16 protein-coding genes are annotated in these 18,827 nt (G+C 68.6%); 12 read left to right on the top strand and 4 right to left on the bottom strand.

Annotation, left to right across the window (positions count from 1 at the left end; all coding sequences use genetic code 11):
• The first annotated feature begins 138 nt into the window (after positions 1 to 138).
• The gene (locus ACLFRB_RS01595; RefSeq protein ID WP_411067248.1) at positions 139 to 387 is read left to right on the top strand and encodes a hypothetical protein; all 249 of its coding nucleotides are present in this window, start codon (positions 139 to 141) and stop codon (positions 385 to 387) included.
• A gap of 24 nt (positions 388 to 411) precedes the next feature.
• Positions 412 to 1,782, top strand: coding sequence for a sigma 54-interacting transcriptional regulator (locus tag ACLFRB_RS01590; protein ID WP_411067247.1), 1,371 nt, complete (start codon positions 412 to 414; stop codon positions 1,780 to 1,782).
• 18 nt (positions 1,783 to 1,800) lie between these two features.
• Here the strand turns inward: ACLFRB_RS01590 and ACLFRB_RS01585 are convergent, their stop codons facing one another.
• Complete coding sequence (locus ACLFRB_RS01585) at positions 1,801 to 2,361, bottom strand: macro domain-containing protein (protein ID WP_411067246.1); 561 nt, start codon at positions 2,359 to 2,361, stop codon at positions 1,801 to 1,803.
• Between the two features lie 43 nt (positions 2,362 to 2,404).
• Entirely contained in the window at positions 2,405 to 2,698 is a 294-nt protein-coding gene (locus ACLFRB_RS01580) for an encapsulin-associated ferritin-like protein (RefSeq protein ID WP_411067245.1), read from the bottom strand.
• A gap of 106 nt (positions 2,699 to 2,804) precedes the next feature.
• Here ACLFRB_RS01580 and ACLFRB_RS01575 point away from each other — a divergent pair, with 106 nt between their 5' ends.
• From ACLFRB_RS01575 to ACLFRB_RS01550, 6 genes are all read left to right on the top strand, one after another.
• Positions 2,805 to 3,146, top strand: a complete 342-nt coding sequence (locus ACLFRB_RS01575; protein ID WP_411067244.1) for a DUF3301 domain-containing protein — start codon at positions 2,805 to 2,807, stop codon at positions 3,144 to 3,146.
• 146 nt (positions 3,147 to 3,292) lie between these two features.
• Positions 3,293 to 3,832 carry a Slp family lipoprotein gene (locus ACLFRB_RS01570; protein ID WP_411067243.1) on the top strand — a complete coding sequence of 180 codons (540 nt, stop codon included), beginning with the start codon at positions 3,293 to 3,295 and terminating at the stop codon, positions 3,830 to 3,832.
• A gap of 5 nt (positions 3,833 to 3,837) precedes the next feature.
• Positions 3,838 to 4,338: a Slp family lipoprotein gene (locus ACLFRB_RS01565; protein ID WP_411067242.1), complete on the top strand. Its 501-nt coding sequence runs from the start codon at positions 3,838 to 3,840 to the stop codon at positions 4,336 to 4,338.
• A gap of 185 nt (positions 4,339 to 4,523) precedes the next feature.
• Positions 4,524 to 6,416 carry an ATP-binding cassette domain-containing protein gene (locus ACLFRB_RS01560; protein WP_411067241.1) on the top strand — a complete coding sequence of 631 codons (1,893 nt, stop codon included), beginning with the start codon at positions 4,524 to 4,526 and terminating at the stop codon, positions 6,414 to 6,416.
• Positions 6,417 to 6,564: 148 nt separating this feature from the next.
• Complete coding sequence (locus tag ACLFRB_RS01555; RefSeq protein ID WP_411067240.1) at positions 6,565 to 7,224, top strand: ERCC4 domain-containing protein; 660 nt, start codon at positions 6,565 to 6,567, stop codon at positions 7,222 to 7,224.
• A 92-nt stretch (positions 7,225 to 7,316) separates the two neighbouring features.
• Positions 7,317 to 7,625, top strand: coding sequence for a hypothetical protein (locus ACLFRB_RS01550; protein WP_411067239.1), 309 nt, complete (start codon positions 7,317 to 7,319; stop codon positions 7,623 to 7,625).
• A gap of 24 nt (positions 7,626 to 7,649) precedes the next feature.
• Here the strand turns inward: ACLFRB_RS01550 and ACLFRB_RS01545 are convergent, their stop codons facing one another.
• Together ACLFRB_RS01545 and ACLFRB_RS01540 are read right to left on the bottom strand one after the other, a co-directional pair.
• Complete coding sequence (locus ACLFRB_RS01545) at positions 7,650 to 10,073, bottom strand: putative bifunctional diguanylate cyclase/phosphodiesterase (RefSeq protein WP_411067238.1); 2,424 nt, start codon at positions 10,071 to 10,073, stop codon at positions 7,650 to 7,652.
• An 86-nt stretch (positions 10,074 to 10,159) separates the two neighbouring features.
• The gene (locus ACLFRB_RS01540) at positions 10,160 to 12,589 is read right to left on the bottom strand and encodes a sucrose synthase (RefSeq protein ID WP_411067237.1); all 2,430 of its coding nucleotides are present in this window, start codon (positions 12,587 to 12,589) and stop codon (positions 10,160 to 10,162) included.
• Between the two features lie 152 nt (positions 12,590 to 12,741).
• Here ACLFRB_RS01540 and ACLFRB_RS01535 point away from each other — a divergent pair, with 152 nt between their 5' ends.
• The 4 genes from ACLFRB_RS01535 (at position 12,742) to glgP (ending at position 18,741) form a co-directional block, all read left to right on the top strand.
• On the top strand, positions 12,742 to 13,776 hold the full coding sequence (locus ACLFRB_RS01535; RefSeq protein WP_411067236.1) for a lytic murein transglycosylase: 1,035 nt from the start codon (positions 12,742 to 12,744) through the stop codon (positions 13,774 to 13,776).
• 78 nt (positions 13,777 to 13,854) lie between these two features.
• The gene (locus ACLFRB_RS01530) at positions 13,855 to 14,034 is read left to right on the top strand and encodes a DUF3330 domain-containing protein (protein ID WP_411067235.1); all 180 of its coding nucleotides are present in this window, start codon (positions 13,855 to 13,857) and stop codon (positions 14,032 to 14,034) included.
• Positions 14,035 to 14,285: 251 nt separating this feature from the next.
• Positions 14,286 to 16,061, top strand: coding sequence for a M1 family metallopeptidase (locus tag ACLFRB_RS01525; protein ID WP_411067234.1), 1,776 nt, complete (start codon positions 14,286 to 14,288; stop codon positions 16,059 to 16,061).
• A gap of 115 nt (positions 16,062 to 16,176) precedes the next feature.
• Positions 16,177 to 18,741: an alpha-glucan family phosphorylase gene (gene glgP / locus ACLFRB_RS01520; protein ID WP_411067233.1), complete on the top strand. Its 2,565-nt coding sequence runs from the start codon at positions 16,177 to 16,179 to the stop codon at positions 18,739 to 18,741.
• The last annotated feature ends 86 nt before the right edge of the window (positions 18,742 to 18,827 follow it).

Raw genomic sequence — 18,827 nt, 5'->3', positions numbered from 1 at the left:
CGCAATTGGGTCCCGGAGGATCGGTGCACTGCCGACCGTCTACGACTGGCGATCCTCACCCTTGTGGCCGATTCGGGCCCAGCGGTGTCGGCGGAGCCCGGGAAGGTGCTCGGTCCCTGCATGGGGAGCTCGGACCAGATGGCCCCACACCTCCGGAACATGGCTTTCCTCCTCAAAGACCAGCTTCAGCAACGCAACAAGCTGTTCGAGCACGCCGCGCAGCTGGAGCAACGGGTGGACGAACTGGCCAATAATGTAGCCGAGAGTCGGGCGGCCCACCGTGAGCTTAGCCGGGAAAAAGGGGAATTGGAGGAACGCCTCCAGAAGTTGCATGAGCAGCTGGAGGCCCTCAAGGACATCGAGCGCAGCATTCGACAACGGGACTGATTCCCCGCAGCACTGGAACGAGCTATGGACCGCGCCCAACGCATCCTACTGGTCGACGACGATCCGGGACTCCTGCGACTTCTCTCCATCCGCCTCCGTTCCGCCGGCTACCAGGTAGCGGCGGTGGAAAGCGGCCACGAGGCCCTGGCCAACCTCGCCGCGGTGCGCCCCCAGCTGGTCATAACCGACCTGCGCATGGACGGCATGGACGGCATGGCTCTGTTCGACAACATCCGCGAGCGCCACCCCACCCTGCCGGTCATCATCCTCACGGCCCACGGCTCCATCCCCGACGCGGTGGAGGCCACCAAGCGGGGGGTGTTCAGCTTCCTCACCAAGCCTTTCGACAGCAGCGACCTGATGGAACAGGTGGAGAAGGCCCTCACCCTTTCCGGCGGTGCGGAAGAAGGGCAAGAGGACGGCCGGCAGGCCCCGTGGCGGTCCGAGATCATCACCCGCAGCCCGCTCATGGAGGACGTCCTCGGCCGCGCCCGCATGGTGGCCGACAGCGACGCCAGCGTGTTCATCCAGGGCGACAGCGGCACCGGCAAGGAGCTGATGGCGCGGGCGGTCCACAAGGCCAGTCCTCGCGCCGACAAGCCCTTCGTTGCCATCAACTGCGGGGCCATCCCCGAGACCCTCCTCGAATCCGAGCTGTTCGGCCACAAGAAGGGGGCCTTCACCGGTGCCACCCAGGACCAGAAAGGCCTGTTCCAGGCCGCCCACGGGGGAACCCTGTTCCTCGACGAGATCGGGGACATGCCCCTGACCCTCCAGGTCAAGCTGCTGCGCGTGCTGCAGGAGCGCCTGGTGCGCCCCGTGGGGGCCACCGACGGCATCCCCGTGGACGTGCGGATCATAACCGCCACCCACCGGGACCTCGGCGAGGAGATGGCCGAGGGGCGCTTCCGGGAGGACCTGTACTACCGGCTGAACGTGGTCGCCCTGGAGCTTCCCCCGCTGGCGGACCGCAGCGAGGACATCCCCCTGCTCGCCAGTCACTTCCTCTCCCAGCTCGCCGAGAAGTACGGCAAGACGGTCAAGGGCTTCGCCCCGGAGGCCATGGAGCGGCTGGTCAGCGCTCCCTGGCCCGGCAACGTCCGCCAGCTCTTCAATGTGGTGGAACAGGTGGTGACCCTCTCCCCTACCCCCATCATCTCGGAGGACTTGGTCCAGCGGGCCCTCAACGAGGACCCGGAGGAGCTGCCCTCATTCGCGGACGCCCGGCGGGAGTTCGAGCGGGAATACCTCGCCCGGGTCCTCCAGATGACCGGCGGCAACGTGAGTCAGGCCGCCCGGCTCGCCAAGCGCAACCGGACGGAATTCTACAAGCTCCTGAACCGCCACCATTTGGACCCGACCCTGTTCAAGCAGTCCGCCCGCTCGGAGGGGTGAGGCGGGCTCGGGGCGGGATCACTCCTCCTGCTCCGCCTCCCAGCCCAGTTCGGCGGCCAAGCGCCGGGCCGCCTCCGCATGGATGCGGTGGTCCCGCTCCCCGTGCAGGACCATCCGGGCCAATCGAACGGATCCCAGTTCCGGCAGGGTCTCCATCAAGGAGCGCAGGGCGATGTCGGCGGCCTCCTCCATGGGGTAGCCGAAGGCGCCCGTGCTCAGGGCGGGGAAGGCCACCGAGCGCAGCCCGTGCTCATCGGCCAGCCGCAGGCTGTTGACGTAGGACCGGCGCAGGAGGTCGGCGGGCTCGGGGTCCTCGCCGTACACGGGCCCCACGGTGTGGATCACGTACCGGGCCGGCAGCTGGTGGCCCCCGGTGATCTTGGCCTCCCCCGTGGCGCAGCCGCCCAGCTGGCTGCTTTCCTCCCACAGCCCCGGTCCCGCCGCGCGATGGATTGCCCCGGCCACCCCGCCGCCCGGGGCGAGGGCCTTATTGGCGGCGTTCACCACAGCGCCCGTGTCCTGGGCGGTGATATCGCCCCGCACGACCTCCACGCAGCGCTGGTCGTGGCAGAATCGCATGGCTGCCCTCCTCGCTTTCCAACTCCCTCCGCTGGCGGGTCCGTCAGTCCCCTTCGTGGGTGATGGAACCGGAAGTGAACAGGCGTTCCCGCAGCTCCGAGTCCATGCGCGGATCCCTGCGGCGGATCCATTCGAGCACCATGGCCGCGTGCTCCTTCTCCTCGTCCCGGTTGTGGGCCAGGATCTCCTTCAGCTCGGGATCCTCCGCGGCATCGACCCGCTGGTTGTACCAGTCCACCGCCTCCAGCTCCTCCATCAAGGAAACGATGGCCCGGTGCAGGTCCTTGGTCTCGGTGCTCAAACGATCCTCGGCCTCGTGCCAGCCCTCGCTTGCCATGAGCCACTTCCTTTCCGGGTGAAATTGGTGTTTTCCCGGGAATGTAGCAAGGTCGTACGGACAACGCACCCGGGACCCAACCCTCGGTTTCGGCTACCATGGGGCAATGACCGGGATCCTTGCCATGGGGCTGACGGCCCTGCTCATCCTTGCCTGGGCGGATTTCCTCCGCGCCCGGGAGCGGGCGGTGCGCATCGCCGAGACCACCTGCCGGCGACAGGAGGCCAAGCTGCTCGACGACACGGTTGAGCTCCGCCGGCTGGGCACGGGCCGCGACGGGCGCGGCCGGCTCCGGCTCCGCCGGCACTACGCCTTCGAGCTGACCCGGGACGGCCGCACCCGCGAGCGGGGCCACCTTGTCCTTTTCGCTGGCCGCACCGAATCCGTCCGCCTGGAGGATCCGACCGGTCGGAGCATCTTCGAGGATCCGGCGGGGGGACCGGGATAGGCCCGGCCCGCGAGCGCTGCGGCCCGGGCGGTTGTCCAATCCGTTGAGGGCCATGGCGCTACCTGCCCCGGCGCCCGTCCGGAGTGCCGGGTCCGACACTCCCTGGCCGGTCCGCCACCGCGGCAAGGGGCCGCAAGGAGCCTGTCATGTCCGTCCGGTGCTTCGCCTGCGTGCTTGCCGGTCTGCTCCTGGCCGGGTGCGCCTCCAGCATCCCCGAGCCCATCCGCGACCCGGAGGATGGGGGCCCGAGCCTGGCGGCCGTTCGGGCGGACCCCGATGCCCATCTGGGGAAGACGATCCGCTGGGGCGGCGAGATCGTCGAAGTGGAGAACCGCCCCGAGCACACCGAGATGCAGGTGGTGGCCAAGCCGCTGGAATACGACGCCCGCCCCGCGGACCGCGACCGCAGCGAGGGCCGTTTCCTGGTCCGGTTCCCGGGCTTCCTGGACCCCGCGGTCTACGCCCCCGGCCGCCGGATCACGGTGACCGGCACCGTCGAGGAAATGCTGACCCGGGACATCGGCGAGTACGCCTACCGCCTGCCCCTCGTGGAGGGGGACGGCAGCTACCTGTGGACGCGGGAGGAGGACCGCCCCCGCCCCTATCGGGATCCCTGGCACGACCCTTGGTACCGGTACCACGACCCCTGGTACCCCTATCCCCATCCTTACTACCCGTACTGGTAGCCACCATGCGCACCCTCGGCCGTGGCCTGTTCGCGACTCTCTGGATCCTGGCTCTGGTGGCCTGCGCCGGCACCCCGCGCTTTTCCGTGGACGAGGGCGTCGCGGAGGTGAGCCCCCGGGAGGCCAAGCGGGATATGGCCTCTCTGGAAGGCTCCCGGGTGCTCTGGGGCGGCGTCATCGTCAACACCACCAACCTGGAGGACCGAACCCGCCTGGAGATCCTGGCCTATCCCCTGGATGGTCGCCAAAAGCCCGACGTGGAAGCGGACCCACGGGGCCGGTTCCTGGCCGAGGCGGAGGGGTACCTGGAGACCGCCGACTACGCCCCAGGGCGCCGGGTTACGGTGTCCGGCACCCTGGAGGAGACCCGCAAGGGCCGCATCGGAGAGGCCGAGTACACCTACCCGGTGGTGGAGGTGGCGGACCAGGAGCTCTGGACCGAGGATCGCCGTGCCCCCGAGGGGCCGCGCTTCCATTTCGGGATCGGCGTGATCTTCGGGGGCTGAGCGGGGAAGGGCCAGCGTCCTGTCTAGGAAATTCGTAACATTTGTGAGCTTCCTGCGGCGGGATAGGGAGACGCACAACGGCGCCGCCGGGGAGGTGGCCCACCTCTACAAGGGCATGGACCGGCGCCGCCGGTAGCGAAGAGGCCCGGGCGAAACGCGGCGCCCTGGCTGGTAGAATCGGCGCCATGCTCGAACTGGCCAACATCAGCCTCCGGCGCGGGCCGCGGGAGCTGCTCCGGAACGTCAGCCTGTCCATCCACCCCGGCCAGAAGGTGGGGGTGGTCGGCGCCAACGGCACGGGAAAGACCAGCCTCTTCTCTCTGGTGCGCGGCGAGCTGGAGGCGGACACCGGCTCAGTTAGCCTGCCGCGGCACTGGCGCATCGCCTGGATGGCCCAGGAGGTCCCGGGCCTCCCCCAGCCCGCCATTGACTACGTCCTGGACGGGGACGAGGACCTGCGCGCCACCGAGGCCGCCCTGGCCGAGGCGGAGGCGGCAGGGGACGGGGTACGGCTGGGGGAGCTGCACGCCCACCTCCACGCCATCGACGGCTACACGGCCCGCTCCCGGGCCGCCCGGCTCCTCCACGGCCTGGGATTCTCCGCCGCCGAGGAAACCGCCCCCGTGGCGGCCTTCTCCGGCGGCTGGCGCATGCGCCTGAACCTGGCCCGGACCCTGATGGCCCGGGCGGAGCTCCTGCTCCTGGACGAGCCCACCAACCACCTGGACCTGGACGCGGTCCTGCGCCTCCAGGACTGGTTGGCAGCCTATCCCGGGACCCTGCTGCTCATCTCCCACGACCGCGATTTCCTCGACGCGGTGGTGGACCGAGTAGTCCACTTCCAGCACGGGAGCCTCAAGGTCTATCCCGGCAACTATTCCGACTTCGAGGCCCGCTACGCAGCGGAAAAGGCCCAGCAGCAGGCCGCCTATGAGAAGCAGCAGAAGGACGTGGCGCGCATCCAGCGCTTCGTGGACCGCTTCCGCGCCCAGGCCTCCAAGGCCCGCCAGGCGCAGAGCCGCATCAAGGCCCTGGAGCGCATGCAGCAGGTTTCGGCCGCCCACGCCGAGGATCCCTTCCAGTTCAGCTTCCCGGAGCCCGCCAGGCTGCCCACCCCGCTCCTCGGCCTCAAGGACCTGCGCGCCGGCTACGACAGCGACCCCGTTCTCCGGGGGATCAGCCTGGAGCTCCATCCCGGTGACCGCATCGGCCTCCTGGGCCCCAACGGCGCGGGCAAGTCCACCCTCATTCAGGTCCTGGCCGGGCACCTCCGGCCCCAGAGCGGCCTGCGGGACCCCGCCCAGGGATTGCAGGTGGGCTATTTCGCCCAGCACCAGGTGGACCACCTGGACCCCGAGGCGAGCCCCATGCTCCACCTGCAGCGCCTGGACCCCGAGGCCCAGCCCCAGAACCTGCGGGACTTCCTGGGCGGCTTCGGCTTCCGGGGGGACGTGGCCCTGGAGCCGACGGCGCCGCTGTCCGGGGGGGAGAAGGCCCGGCTCGCCCTGGCCCTGCTGGTGTACCGCCGCCCCAACCTTCTGCTCATGGACGAGCCCACCAACCACCTCGACCTGGAGATGCGCCACGCCCTCACCCTGGCCCTGCAGGAATTCCCGGGAGCCCTGGTGACCGTCTCCCACGATCGCCACCTCCTGCGCTCGGTGACCGACCGCCTGTGGCTGGTGGATTCCGGGACCGTGGAGGCCTTCGACGGGGATCTGGACGACTACCGGCGGTGGCTCCTGGAGCGCAGCGAGGGTCCGGCCGAGCCCGCCGGCCCCGCCGGCGAGGCGCAGCCGACCAAGGACCGGGACCGCCGGCGCGCGGCCGCGGAGCGGCGCAAGGAGCTGAAGCCCCTGCGCGACGAGATCCGGCGCTGGGAGAAAGAGGTGGACCGCCTCACCCGACGCAAGGCCGAGCTGGACCAGGCCCTCGCCAATCCCGGACTTTACGGGGACGGGGAGAAAGAGCGCCTGCAGGATCTGCTTCAGGAGCAGGGGCAGGTGGAGAAGGCGCTGACCGAGGCCGAGGAGGCCTGGCTGGAGGCCAGCGAGCGCTTGGAGGCGGCCAACGGCTGACCCGTCACACGGTTTTCCGACCTTAAAGGTCTGGATTTCCCCGGAACGGGAATGGTAGCGTTTGCGTCGTCGGCCCCCGGGCGTACCCGCGGCCTTTTGGCAGCGGCCCGGCGGGCCGCCCCTCCCCCCTCGCCATGGAGAGCCGCCCATGTCCCGGCTTGGAGCCCGCGTTACCCTCACCGCCGACCCCGGCCAGGAAAGCCGCCTCGCGGGGCACCTCAAGGAGATCCAGGGGGTGCATCTCGACTACGAGGATCTGGACGTGGGCGATTTCGTCCTCGACGGCGAGACCGTGGTGGACTACAAGTCGGGCACCGATTTCATCCTGGCCGTGGTGGACAAGGAGGTCTTCGACACGGCCAACCGCATGAAGGCCCACTACCGGCGCCCCCTGTTCCTTCTGGAGGGGGACTATTTCACCGCCCGCTTCCACCAGACCCCCTTTGATGTCCACTGGGCCATCGGCTACCTTACGGGCACCCTGGAGATTCCGGTGCTCTACAGCCCGAGCCCCAAGGACTCGGCCATGCTCCTGTACACGCTGGCGGTGGAGACCCAGAACCAGGTGCCCGAGGACGATCGCCCGCTGCGCCCCAACCAGCCGGAGACCCGCCGCGAGGCCATCCGCTTCCTGGTGGAGGGCCTCCCCGGCGTCGACCCGGAGCTGGCCCGGGCCCTGCTCCGCCAGTTCGGCACCGCCCGGGCGGTCTTCCAGGCCTCCAGGGAGGAGCTCCTTGCGGTGGAGGGCATGCGCGAGAAGGTGGCGAACCGGATCAGCGACGTGCTCGACAGCAAGAAGGGCCGATAGTCCGCCCCCATTCCCCGCCTCCTGCCGGGGCAGAGGCGGGAACGGGCTGTAGGTACCGGCCACCCGCCAAACGGACCACGGGAGCAGCGACAATGGCCCAGCAACGCCCGGTCTATCCGGGGATCCACAACGACCAGTACGCCGGCATGACCGACGCCGGGCGCATCATCCGGGACGCCTGGGTGTTCGGGATCCTACCCGAGACCGAGACCTGCGAGGGGTGGGACTACGGCCGGCTGGAACAGCTCCACGCCCAGGTTCTCGAGGCCTGGGAGCCGTACGGTCACCTGGTGAGCAATCTGCCCGAGGATCTCCGGCAGCGCCACGAGCGCATCCACAAAGAGGCGGTCCGCTTGGCACGCGCCGCCGGTTGGCAGCCGGACCCCTCCGGGGAGGATTGACGCCCACAGGCGACGGGGCCCGCCCTACTCCCCGCCGGCGCTCCTCCGCCCCTCCCCGCCGGGGACCCCTCCTTCCAGGAACCTCGGGGCAGGCCGCCCCAGGTGGAAGCCCTGGCCCATGCCCACCCCCAGCTCTTCCAGAATCTCGGCGATCCGCCCGCTCTCCACGAATTCGCCCACGCTCTCGATCCCCAGGCTGGCGGTCAGCTCGCTCATGGCCTGAACGAAGCGGCGGTCGAACTCGTCCCGGTCCAGGGCGCGGACGAAGCTGCCGTCGATCTTGACCATGTCCACGGGCAGGTTCTTGAGGTAGTGGAAGGAGGAGAAGCCAACCCCGAAATCGTCCAGGGCCACCCGGCAGCCTCGCTCGCGCAGGGTATGGATGAACTGGCGGGCGCGGGTCAGGTTCTCCACGGCGGCGGTCTCGGTGACCTCGAAGGTCAGCGCGCGGGGGTCGGCGCCCTGGTGCTCGATGGCGCTGTTCATGAGCTCCAGGATGTCCGAACGGCCCAGATGGCGCCCGGAAAGGTTGATGGCCAGCTTCACCGGCCGGCCCACCCGCCGGGACTCCCCCTGGACCCGGATGGCGTTCTCCAGGACCCAGCGGTCGATCTCCCCGATCATGCCGAATCGCTCGGCCGTATCGAGGAACGCCCCGGGACCCACCAGCTCGCCGTCCTCCGTCTCCATGCGCAACAGCACCTCGTAGTGGCTGACCGCGCCGCTGCCCAGATGGATGATGGGCTGGTAGTGGAAGCGGAACCGGTCCTCGCGCAGGGCGCGCCGAATGCGGTCCTCCCATTTGATCTTGGCCCGCATGCGGCCGATGGCCTCGGCGCCCTCATGGTAGTGGTGCAGGCGGTCCCGCCCTTCCTCCTTGGCGGTCCCGAGCGCCACGTCCGCCCGCGCCAGCAGGTCGTCGGCCCGGACGCCATCGCGAGGGAAGAACACCATGCCCATGCTCGCGGTGACCGCCGAGAGGTACTCCCCCGATTCCACCAGGGGCTGTGCCAAGCGAGCGCGTAGGGCCCCGGCAAGCTCCTCCATCTCCTCGGGGGTGGCCTTGGGGCGGATGATCCCAAACTCGTCCCCACCCAGCCGCCCGATCACGTCCACCTCGCTGACGGCGTCCTGCAGGGCGGAGGCCACGGCGTGCAGGTAGTGGTCCCCGGTCCGGTGACCCAGGGTATCGTTGATGTACTTGAAACGATCGATGCCGAGCACAAGCAGCGCGCCGTCGTGGGCGTAGCTCTGCGCGTAGGTGATGTTGCGCTCCAGCTCTTCCTGGAAGCGTCCCCGGTTGTACAGACCCGTGAGGGGATCGTGGTCGGCCAGGTAGATGATGCGCTCGGCGGAGTGCTTCTCCTTGGTGACGTCCAGGAGGAGTCCGCGCAGGATCAACCCGCCGTCCTCGTCCCGGTCCACGGCGTTGATGGCCCGCACCCAGACCGCGTGGCCGTCCCGGTGCAGCATGCGGAAGTCCAGGCTGAAGGACCCCGGGGCATCCCGGTGGCCGGACACCCCGGCCAGGAAGGTCTCCCGGTCCTCCGGGTGGACATGCTCCTCCCAGAAACCGGGCTGGAACCAGCGGGTGACCGGATACCCGAGGAGGTTCCCGGCCTCCTGGCTAACGTAGGTGAGCTGGAGCGTGTTGGGATCGCCCTCCACCACCACCGCCTCCACCCCGTCCAGGAGGGTGCGGAAGTGACGCGCCTGACGCTCCAGGGCCCGGTTCTTCTCCTCGAGCTCCCGCTGGGCACCGGTCAGGTTGGCCGCCATGTCGTTGAAGGAGCGCGCCACTGGGGCGAAGTCGTCCTGGCCCTTCACCGGGATCCGGTGGGAGTAATCCCCCTGGGCGAGGGCCCGGGCCCCGGCCTCGAGGCGCCGGAGGTTGCGCGTGAAGGAGAGGCCCAGGAACAGGGTCGCCAGAATGGTCAAGACGATCTCGACGCCGCCGATCAGGGCGTTCTGCAGCTTGGCCTGGCTGGTGAAGGCGCGCCCGGGGGCCAGGGAATGGCCGGTCAGAAGCGTGCCCAGGCGCTCGCCGTCGGCCCGGATCGCGCTGGAGGCGTCGTAGACCCCCTCTGGCCCGGCCTCGCTGGGATGCGCATCCTCCCGGGGCTCCGGCGGGGCCTGGCCCCGAGAGGCCACCGTGCGACCCTCGCGGTCCAGGACCCGGACGTATTCCAGGTTGGTCCCCTCGGATAGGCGCTCCAGCACCGCCTGTACCCGGGTCGGCTGGGAGGCGGCCAAGGCCGGGGCCACGGACCGGCTCAGGAAATCGTTGACCCGGTCAGCCGACGACTCGATCAGCTGGTCATGGCTGCTGTTGAGGATCCGCACCGAGTTCCACACCAGCGCGGACAGCGCCACCACCTCGATGACCAGGATGGAGAGGATGAACAGGGTCGAGCGGGGGACCCTCGTCCCTTCGCGGGGTCTTACCATGCCCGGCCTCCCCCGGGCACGAAGCGCATCCCTTCCCCGCCGTGCCTCCATGTCGCCATCGGTTCCCCCTTTTTGCCGGATCCCGCCTATCCCGGACGGCAACCGGATTCCTCCACCTGCCGCGCCAGGGGACGGAACTGCAGCCCGTAGAACATTTCCAGGTAGCGACGGGTCTCGTCCCGCTCCAGATTGGTCACGTATTTCCAGAAGCCGTAGATGCGGGACAGGGTCATCATCCGCTCGGCGTACAGCTCCCAGGTGTACCGGGCGCGCACCCGCTCCACCGCCGCCCGGGAGACCCGCTCCCAGTGCCCAGGTTCGGCGGCGCAGCGCTCCAGGAACCCCGCCATGATCTCCGCCGATTGGTCCCCGTGGTTGGGGTTGATGTGGAAGCCCGACACCCCGTCCTCGATGATCTCCAGCGGCCCCCCGTAGGAGGTGGCGAAGGTGGGCAGGCCGGAGGTCATGGCCTCGATCACCGTGAGGCCGAAGGCCTCGAACAGCGCCGGCTGCACGAAGGCCCCGCGGCGGTCGGCGATGAAGCGGTACAGCTCCCCCGCCAGGTTCTTGTCCAGGTGGGTGCCCAGCCAGCGCACCTCCCCGTCCAGGCGGTACGTGTCCATGAGCCCGTGCATGCGCTCGATCTGCGCCCGCTCCTCCCAGTTCACCGACTTTCCCGCATCCACGTGGCCGGCGATCACCAGAAGGTTGGCCGCCTTGCGGAGCCGGGGGCTCGCCCCGAACCATTCCACCAGCCCGGTGATGTTCTTGATGCGATCGAGCCGGGCCAGGGTGAACAGCACCGGCTTGTCGGGGTCCAGGAAGCGGCCGCGGGCGTCGGAGCGCTCCCCGCCGTAGACCAGGTCCGCAATCTCCTCGTGGAGACCCGTGAGACGCCGCTCCTCCTCCGTATACGGGAAGTACACCTCCGGGTCGGCGCCCGGCGAGACGATGTTGAACTTGGGATCGTAGATGTCCATGCCGTTCAGGACGCGGTACAGACCCGGCATGGTAAACGATTCATAGCTTTCGTACTGCCCCATGGTCTCGGCATCCCCGGCGATCTCCTGGTAGGTGGAGGTGATGATGAAATCCGCCGCGTTCATGCCGATCAGGTCCGCCGTGAACTGGGCCGAGAAATGGTACTCCCCCTCGTTGTCCGCCCAGAACAGGTCCGAGTAGAGGTGCTTGGGCTTCTCCAGGGCGTGGGCGATGTTGCACTGGGTCACGTGGAGGCGCTGCGACAGCAGAGTGGCCACCAGGTTGCCGTCTGAATAGTTGCCGATGACCAAGTCGGGCCGTCCCCCAAGCTCGGCAAGGAGCTCTTTCTCCGCCTCCACCGTGAATCGCTCCAGATAGGGCCATACCTCGAAGCGGGAGATCCAGTGCGGCACCACCTCCCCCTGCTCGGTGCGGAACGGCACGCGCAGGATGTGGGTATACTTGGTCCCCAGCACGTGCTCGCGGTGCTGGTCGCAGGTGGTGCCCTCCGCCTCGGGGATCAGTCGGGTCAGGATGCGGATCTTGGGCTCGATGTCCAGGCCTTGCTCCCAGATGCGCTGGCGCATCTCCGACTCCAGAGCCCGGACCTGGTCCAGGATGTAGACCACCTGGCCTCCCGTGTCCGGCTTGCCGAGGACGTTGGATTGGCCGAAGAAGCCGTGGGGGGAGATCACCGCCAGGCTGAAGATCATGGGGATGCGGCCCAGGAAGCGCTCCAGCGTGGCGGGCTCGGGGGCCTCCAGGATGTCGGAGAGCAGGTGCAGGGTATCGCGGGTGCGGGCCACATCGCGGCCCCACCCCGGCTCGAAGCCGAGCTCCCCCAGATGGGGCTCCACCTCGCTCCAGGGGGCGCGTTGGTCGGCGCGCGCCAGGTAGACCTCGGCATAGCGCAGCGCGGAGCGCAGCGCATCCAGGCTCTGGATGCTGTCGTTCAGCATCAGCTGCTGGCCGCGGTACTGGTGGAGGCGCAGAAAGCGTAGCAGGCTCTGGTCCCCCCCGTTCAGGCTCTGGAAGAGCTGGCTGGACAGGCGGCGGTTGAGGAACTCCACGCCTCGGCCGATGGAGCGTGTTTCCTGCAGCTTGGGGAACTCCCGCGAGAAGGGCCCCAGGTCCACCTCCAGGGTCCAGTCCTCCTCCGGATCCCGTCGGGTCACCTGGCGCTCCTTGAACTTGAGGAACTCCGACACGGAGATGGGCTCGAACTCTACCTCCTCCACGTGGAAGCGCAGGTACTCCCAGGCGGCGATGGAGGGACGTACGGAGAGGCAGATCCAGGGGGCCTCCAGCACCGCCTCCTGGGCGACGGCGAGCAGGCAGCCCAGAGGGGTGCGCTCCATGCCCGGCACCGTTTCCGCGGAGAACCGCAGCAGCTCGTCCCAGAGGTCCGAATGCAGCAGCAAGGAACGCTTCAGGCTCAGGTAATGCCGCAGGAGCAGGTAGACGTCCTCCCGCTGCTCGTGCAGATATTGGGGAAGCGCCTCCACCGCAGGTCTTCTACCGAGCCAGGAATTCACCGTTCACCCACCTTTGCGCCCGCAGGGCGCAGTGACAGCCCAGATGGACAGATTGCCACCCCGTCCGGACCGGCCCCAAATCCATTCCCTTTTCCCAGCCTGCACCATTCCAGGCCGGACAGGGAATTTTTGCCAGTAACCGAGGGTAAGCCGTGCTCAGGATCGTCACCCTACTGCTTTTCGGACTGACCCCCGCCCTCGCGGCGGCCACCGACCTGGAGGCCACTGCCCGTCAGTTCGACCATCCCGACCGGTACCGGGTGCTGTTCAGCCGCCTCATCGACCGCGGCGTCCATCCGGAGCGCATCCAGGCCCTGTTCACCTCGGAAAAGGCGGCCCGTCGCGACGAGAAGGCCGTCCGCCTGCGCACGGACACCTCCGAGATCCCGAAGCACAAGGAGCGGGAGCGCGAGGCCAACAAGCGCTACGTCTACGAGGCCAACCTTCTGGTGGATAGCTTCCGGGAGCATGGCCCCGCCTACGAGCGCATGGAAAAGGAATACGGCATCCGCAAGGAGATCATCGGGGCCATCCTCCTGAAGGAGAGTGCCCTGGGCCGCTACGACGGCTTCGATCACGACGCCTTCACCGTATTCAACAGCCTCCTCGACGGCCTGACCGTGGGCCCGAACGCTCCGCGCCGACTGCAGCGCCGCATCCCCCGCCTCCTGGATATGGCGGAGGAACAGCTGGTGTCCCTGGTCCTCTATGCCCAGCGCCAGGGGTTCGATCTCGCCGACACCCCGGTCCGGGCCAGCTACGCGGGGGCGGTGGGCATTCCCCAGTTCCTGCCCTCCAATCTGGACCATGCGGTCAGCGCCGGGGAGGGACCCCCGGACCTTTCCCGGTTACCGGACGCCATCCTCTCCGCGGCCAACCTGCTCCGCAACAAATTCGACTGGCCGGACCGGATGCTTGACTTCCAGCGCCTGGAAAACCTGGGGGAGATCGTCGAGGCCTGGCTCGAATTCGACGAGGGCAATGCCAGCTTCGCCGCAGCCACCAACGCTGACGGCCAACGCCTGCGGCGTTTCGATAAGGTCCGTTCCGATATCCCCAACATCAGTTACGTGGCAACCTATGTCCGTGCGATCATGCGCTACAACTACTCCTCGGACTACGCCTTGGGGGTGCTGCAGATTGCCGAGCGGGCCCACCGACTCCAGGAAAAGCCCCAGGAAGGATAATCGGCCCATCCGCGTTGTCTGCCTCTAATTGAAGAGGGTCAAGGTCTGGGTCAGAGAAAAGGAGAGAGGAGCGCGGCCATGAGCGAGCGGCATGAGTCCACGGATCCCGCCAAGGTGACCTGCGAGGTCTGCATGGCGGAGGTTCCCCATGACGACGCCAAGAGCATGGAAAGCAGCGACTACGTGGTCTACTTCTGCGGGCTGGATTGCTACGACCGCTGGGTGGACGACGGCCAGGAGGAGGAATCCGGCGAATGAGGCACGGCAGCCGAGGGACATGGCGGGCCGGGCTTGTTCTGGTCTGCGCCCTCGGCTCCACCCCGGTTCTCGGGAGCACCGATTCCACCCCAGACCACCGCATCCAGTTGGAAGTCCAGCCGGACACCCATACCATCCTTGGTGTCGATCGCTTTCGGTGGTCCGGGAGCGGCCCCCTCGCCTTCCGCCTCCATCCGAAGCTGAAAGTAGAGTCCGTGAAGGTGAACGGCTCGCCTCACCAGGGTTCCCGAATGAAGGGGGATTCCGGCCGTTGGCAAAGCAACCGGCCCCTGGAGCCGGGCCGCCATGAGGTAGAGGTCCGCTACTCAGGGGCCCCGCCCGAGGAGGCCCATCCTGAGGACGGCGACCAGGACCCGAGCTTCGGCCCCCGCGTCACCCGGGAGGGTATCTACCTGGCAGGGGGCTTCTGGTATCCCCGCACCGGGAACCATCTTCACACCTACCGCCTCACCGTCACCGTCCCCCGGGAACACCGGCTCACGGCCCCGGGACGCCGAACCGAAGAGGAGACGGAAGGAGATACCCGCACCGTTCGCTTCCGGATGGCCCAGCCCACCGAGAGGGCTGTGCTAGTGGGGGGGCCGCACCGGATCCGGTTCGACACCACCGAGGAAGGGATCCCGGTGGCCACCTCCTTCCCGTCCGGTTTGGAGGACCTCACCGCCCCATTCCTGGAAGACACCGCCGACCACCTCCAACGCTTTCAGGAGCGCTACGGGCCGTATCCCCACAGCGGGTTCACGGTGGTCAGCAGTCCATGGCCCGCCGGGTTCGGCTTCCCGGGCATTGCCTACCTGGGGCGCCGGATCCTGCCCATGGGATTCATCCGCGAGCAGTCCCTGCCCCATGAGATCCTGCACAGCTGGTGGGGCAACGGCGTCTACGTGGAGCCCGATAGCGGCAACTGGGCCGAAGGGCTGACCACCTATGGGGCCGATTACCGCCTGCGGGCCCGGGGCTCCGAGGAGGCGGCCCGGGAGATTCGGCTCCGCTGGCTGCAGGACTTTGCCAGCTACCACCGCGATGAGCCCGCACCGGCCCTGCGCCACTTTCAGGCGCGGGTGGACCAGGCTTCCCGTACCCGGGGCTACAACAAGGCCGCCTTCCTCTGGATCATGCTGCGCGACCGACTTGGCAACGAAGCCTTCCAGGCCGCCCTACGCCGCTTCTACGAAAGGAACAAGTACCAACAGGCCTCTTGGGGGGACCTCCAGCGCGCCTTCGAGCAGGCTGCCGAGCAGAATCTGGATCCCGTCTTCCAGGCCTGGCTCGACCGCCCCGGGGCCCCGCGGCTGCGCATCGCGAACCTCCGCTCCGGTGGTAGAGCCCTGGAGCTGACCCTGGCCCAGGAGGAGCCGGCCTATCCGCTGCGCCTCCCCGTGCATATCCATCGGGCCGACGGAACCGTCCGCAAGGAGACCGTCTCCCTGACCCGCGCGGAGCAGACCTTCCGCTGGACCCTCGACGGCCCCGCCGCCACCCGGGTAGCCGTGGACCCCGAGTATCGGGTCTTCCGGCATCTGGCTCCGTCGGAGGTTCCGCCGAGGCTGTCCGCCGTTATGGCCGCCAGAGGCGGTGGGCTCCGCCTGCCGGCGGAGCACAAAGACACGGAATGGGAGGCCGCCCTGGGAGCCCTGGCTGGCGCCTTGTGGCCGGAGGACTCCCGGGTGGAGGATGGGGAGAGGGAAGAAGCCTCCATCCGGGTGGTTTCCCCCAACGAACTGGCCGCGGCGTGGGAAGAGGTGGACGGGCGCCGGCCCCTCCCCGATTTCCCCGAGGAGGCCTCCACGCGGGTGCTGGTGGGTCGGGCGGGTCCCCAGGCCTCCCCCACCCTGCTGATCGCCGCCGACTCCCCGGGGGATCTGGAGGGCCTGGCCCGGGCACTGACCCATTACGGCAGCTACGGGTGGCTGGCCTTCCGCAATGGCCGCAATGTGGCCAAGGGACGCTGGCCCGCCCCCGCCCGGCCCCTGAGCCGGGCCCTGGAGGGGAGCGGCGGCTCCTAGGGGGGACCGAGCCGGGCCTCTAAGGGTCCATCCGTATTTGCCTCGCCCTTTGCGCCCATATACTCCTTTCCCAGGAAGACCCAAGTACTCCTTTTCCCCTCAGGTATCCCGATCCATGCCAGGAACCCGCTACCGTCTCGAAGTCCAGCCGCGCCTCCCCGAAACCCTCCACCGCCTTGGGGAGCTGGCCAACGACCTGAAGTACACCTGGGACCGCCGCATCCGGGGCCTCTTCTATCAGCTCGACCACCGGCTCTGGGAGGAGTGCAGCCACAATCCCAAGGTGTTCCTGCGCCGGGTCAGCCAGAACCGCCTGGAACAGGCGGCGCGCGACCGGGTCTTCCTGGAGGAGTACAACCGGGTCCTCTCCAGCTTCGACAGCTACTACAAGGAGCCCATGCGTCCCGAGCTCCAGGAGCACCTGAACCGGGACCGGGACCTGGTGGCCTACTTCTGCGCCGAGTTCGGCTTCCACGAGAGCCTGCCCCTGTACTCCGGGGGTCTGGGCATCCTGGCCGGTGACCTGGTCAAGGCGGCCAGCGACATGCACCTGCCCATGGTGGCGGTGGGTATCCTCTACCGCCAGGGCTACTTCGTGCAGACCGTGGATGCCGAAGGCAACCAGGTGGCCCACTATAACCCCACCGACTTCGACGACCTTCCCATCGAGCCGGTGCGGGACGCGGACGGCGGGGAGGTCCGGGTGCGGGTCCCCCTCCCCGGCCGCGAGGCGTGGGTGCGGGTCTGGCGGGCCCGTCTCGGCCATGTAACGGTCTACCTCCTGGATACGGACCTCCCGGACAATGCCGAGGAGGACCGGGCCATCACCTATCAGCTGTACGGCGGCGACGCCACGGTGCGGATCCAGCAGGAGATCGTGCTGGGCATCGGGGGAGTACGCGCCCTGCGGGCCCTGGGCGTGCACCCAACGGTGTGGCACGTCAACGAGGGGCACGCGGCCTTCCAGGCCCTGGAGCGCTGCCGCGAGTACGTCGCCCAGGGGCAGGACCTGGACACCGCCCTCGAGCGAACGGCCAACGCCACCGTGTTCACTACCCACACCCCGGTCTCCGCCGGCCACGACATCTTCGCCCCGGAGCTTCTGGGCAGCTATTTCGGCGCCTACGCCGAGGAGGAGCTGGGAACGGGGCTGGAATGGCTCCTGGCACTGGGTCGGGATGCCTCGCAGGACGGCGGCTTCAACATGACCGCCCTGGCCATGCGCACCTCCCGGTACCAAAACGGGGTCAGCCGCATCCACGGCCGGGTGGCCTCCGAGATGGAGGGCTACATCTGGCCGGAGGTGCCCCGGGAGGAGAATCCCATCGGGCACGTCACCAACGGGGTTCACGTCCCCACCTTCCTGGCCCGCGAGTGGGTCAGCTTCTTCGATCTCCACTTCGGCGGGCAATGGCGGAGCGAGCTGCTCAACGAGGGGTTCTGGGAGGGCATCGACCGCATCCAGGACCACAGCTTTTGGAGCGTGCGCCAATCCCTGAAGGCCGAACTGTTCGCCGAGGCCCGCCAGCGCCTGATCCACCAGCACCGCCGCAACGGCGCCACCCAGGCCCAGATCGAGCGGCTCACGGAGCAGCTCCACCCGGACCGTACCGATGTGCTCACCATCGGATTCGCCCGGCGCTTCGCCACCTACAAGCGGGCCACCCTGCTGTTCACCGACCCCGACCGCCTCGCCCGGCTGGTCAACGATGCCCGCCGGCCCGTGCTGTTCCTGTTCGCCGGCAAGGCCCACCCCAATGACCAGCCCGGCCAGCACCTCCTCCGGGTCATCCACGAGTTCTCCCGCCGGCCCGAATTCGAGGGCAAGGTGGTGCTCCTGGAGGGCTACGATATGGCCCTGGCGCGCAAGCTGGTAACCGGCGTGGACGTCTGGCTCAACACTCCGGAGTACCCCAAGGAGGCCAGCGGCACCTCCGGCCAGAAGGCCGGCATCAACGGCGGCCTCAACCTGTCGGTGCTCGACGGCTGGTGGGGCGAGGGCTACAACGGCGACAACGGCTGGGCCATCACCCCCCACGATCCGGACATGAGCAGCGATTATCGCAACCGGGAGGAGGCCAAGGAGCTGTTGGAGCTCCTGGAGGACCAGGTGGTCCCCAAGTACTACCGGCGCAATGGCCACGGGTACAGCGAGGAATGGGTCCGGATGTCCAAGAACGCCATCAAGTCCCAGATCCCTCGCTTCAACGCTCAGCGCATGCTCATGGACTATGTGCGGGACTTCTACGGGCCGGCGAGCCGGCAGCAGCGGCGGCTGGCGCGGGACGGTGGCGAGCCGGCCCAGGATCTGGCCCGCTGGAAGCGCCGGGTCGACCGGGCCTGGGATCAGGTGCGCATGGAACGCCTGGACGAGGTCCGGGAGGAGCTGACGAGCGGGGACAGCCTGCCCATCACCGTCGCGGTGCGGCTGAACGGGCTGTCCCCGGAGGACGTGCGGGTGGAATGCCTGGTGGGGCGGGCCGACGACCTGGGTGGGTTCGACGCCCGCGAGCGCCACGGGCTGGTGCCCCTGGAGGAGCCGGGACCGGAGGGGGAAACCCGGTTCCATCTGGACCTGGAGCCCACCCTCCCCGGGCTCCAGTACTACAAGCTGCGCATGTACCCCTACCACCCCGGCCTCGCCCACCTCCACGAGACCGGGCGCATGCGCTGGCTGTAAGAACGGGATTGCGCCCTGTCAAAGGCGGCCTCCCCACCCCTTTTTCTGCATGCGTCCCTGCTGGGGGAGTTGGGGAGGCCGGGGCC

Source organism: Thiohalorhabdus sp. (assembly GCF_046545655.1).
Lineage (GTDB): Bacteria > Pseudomonadota > Gammaproteobacteria > Thiohalorhabdales > Thiohalorhabdaceae > Thiohalorhabdus.
This window is presented reverse-complemented; position numbering and strand designations above follow the sequence as displayed.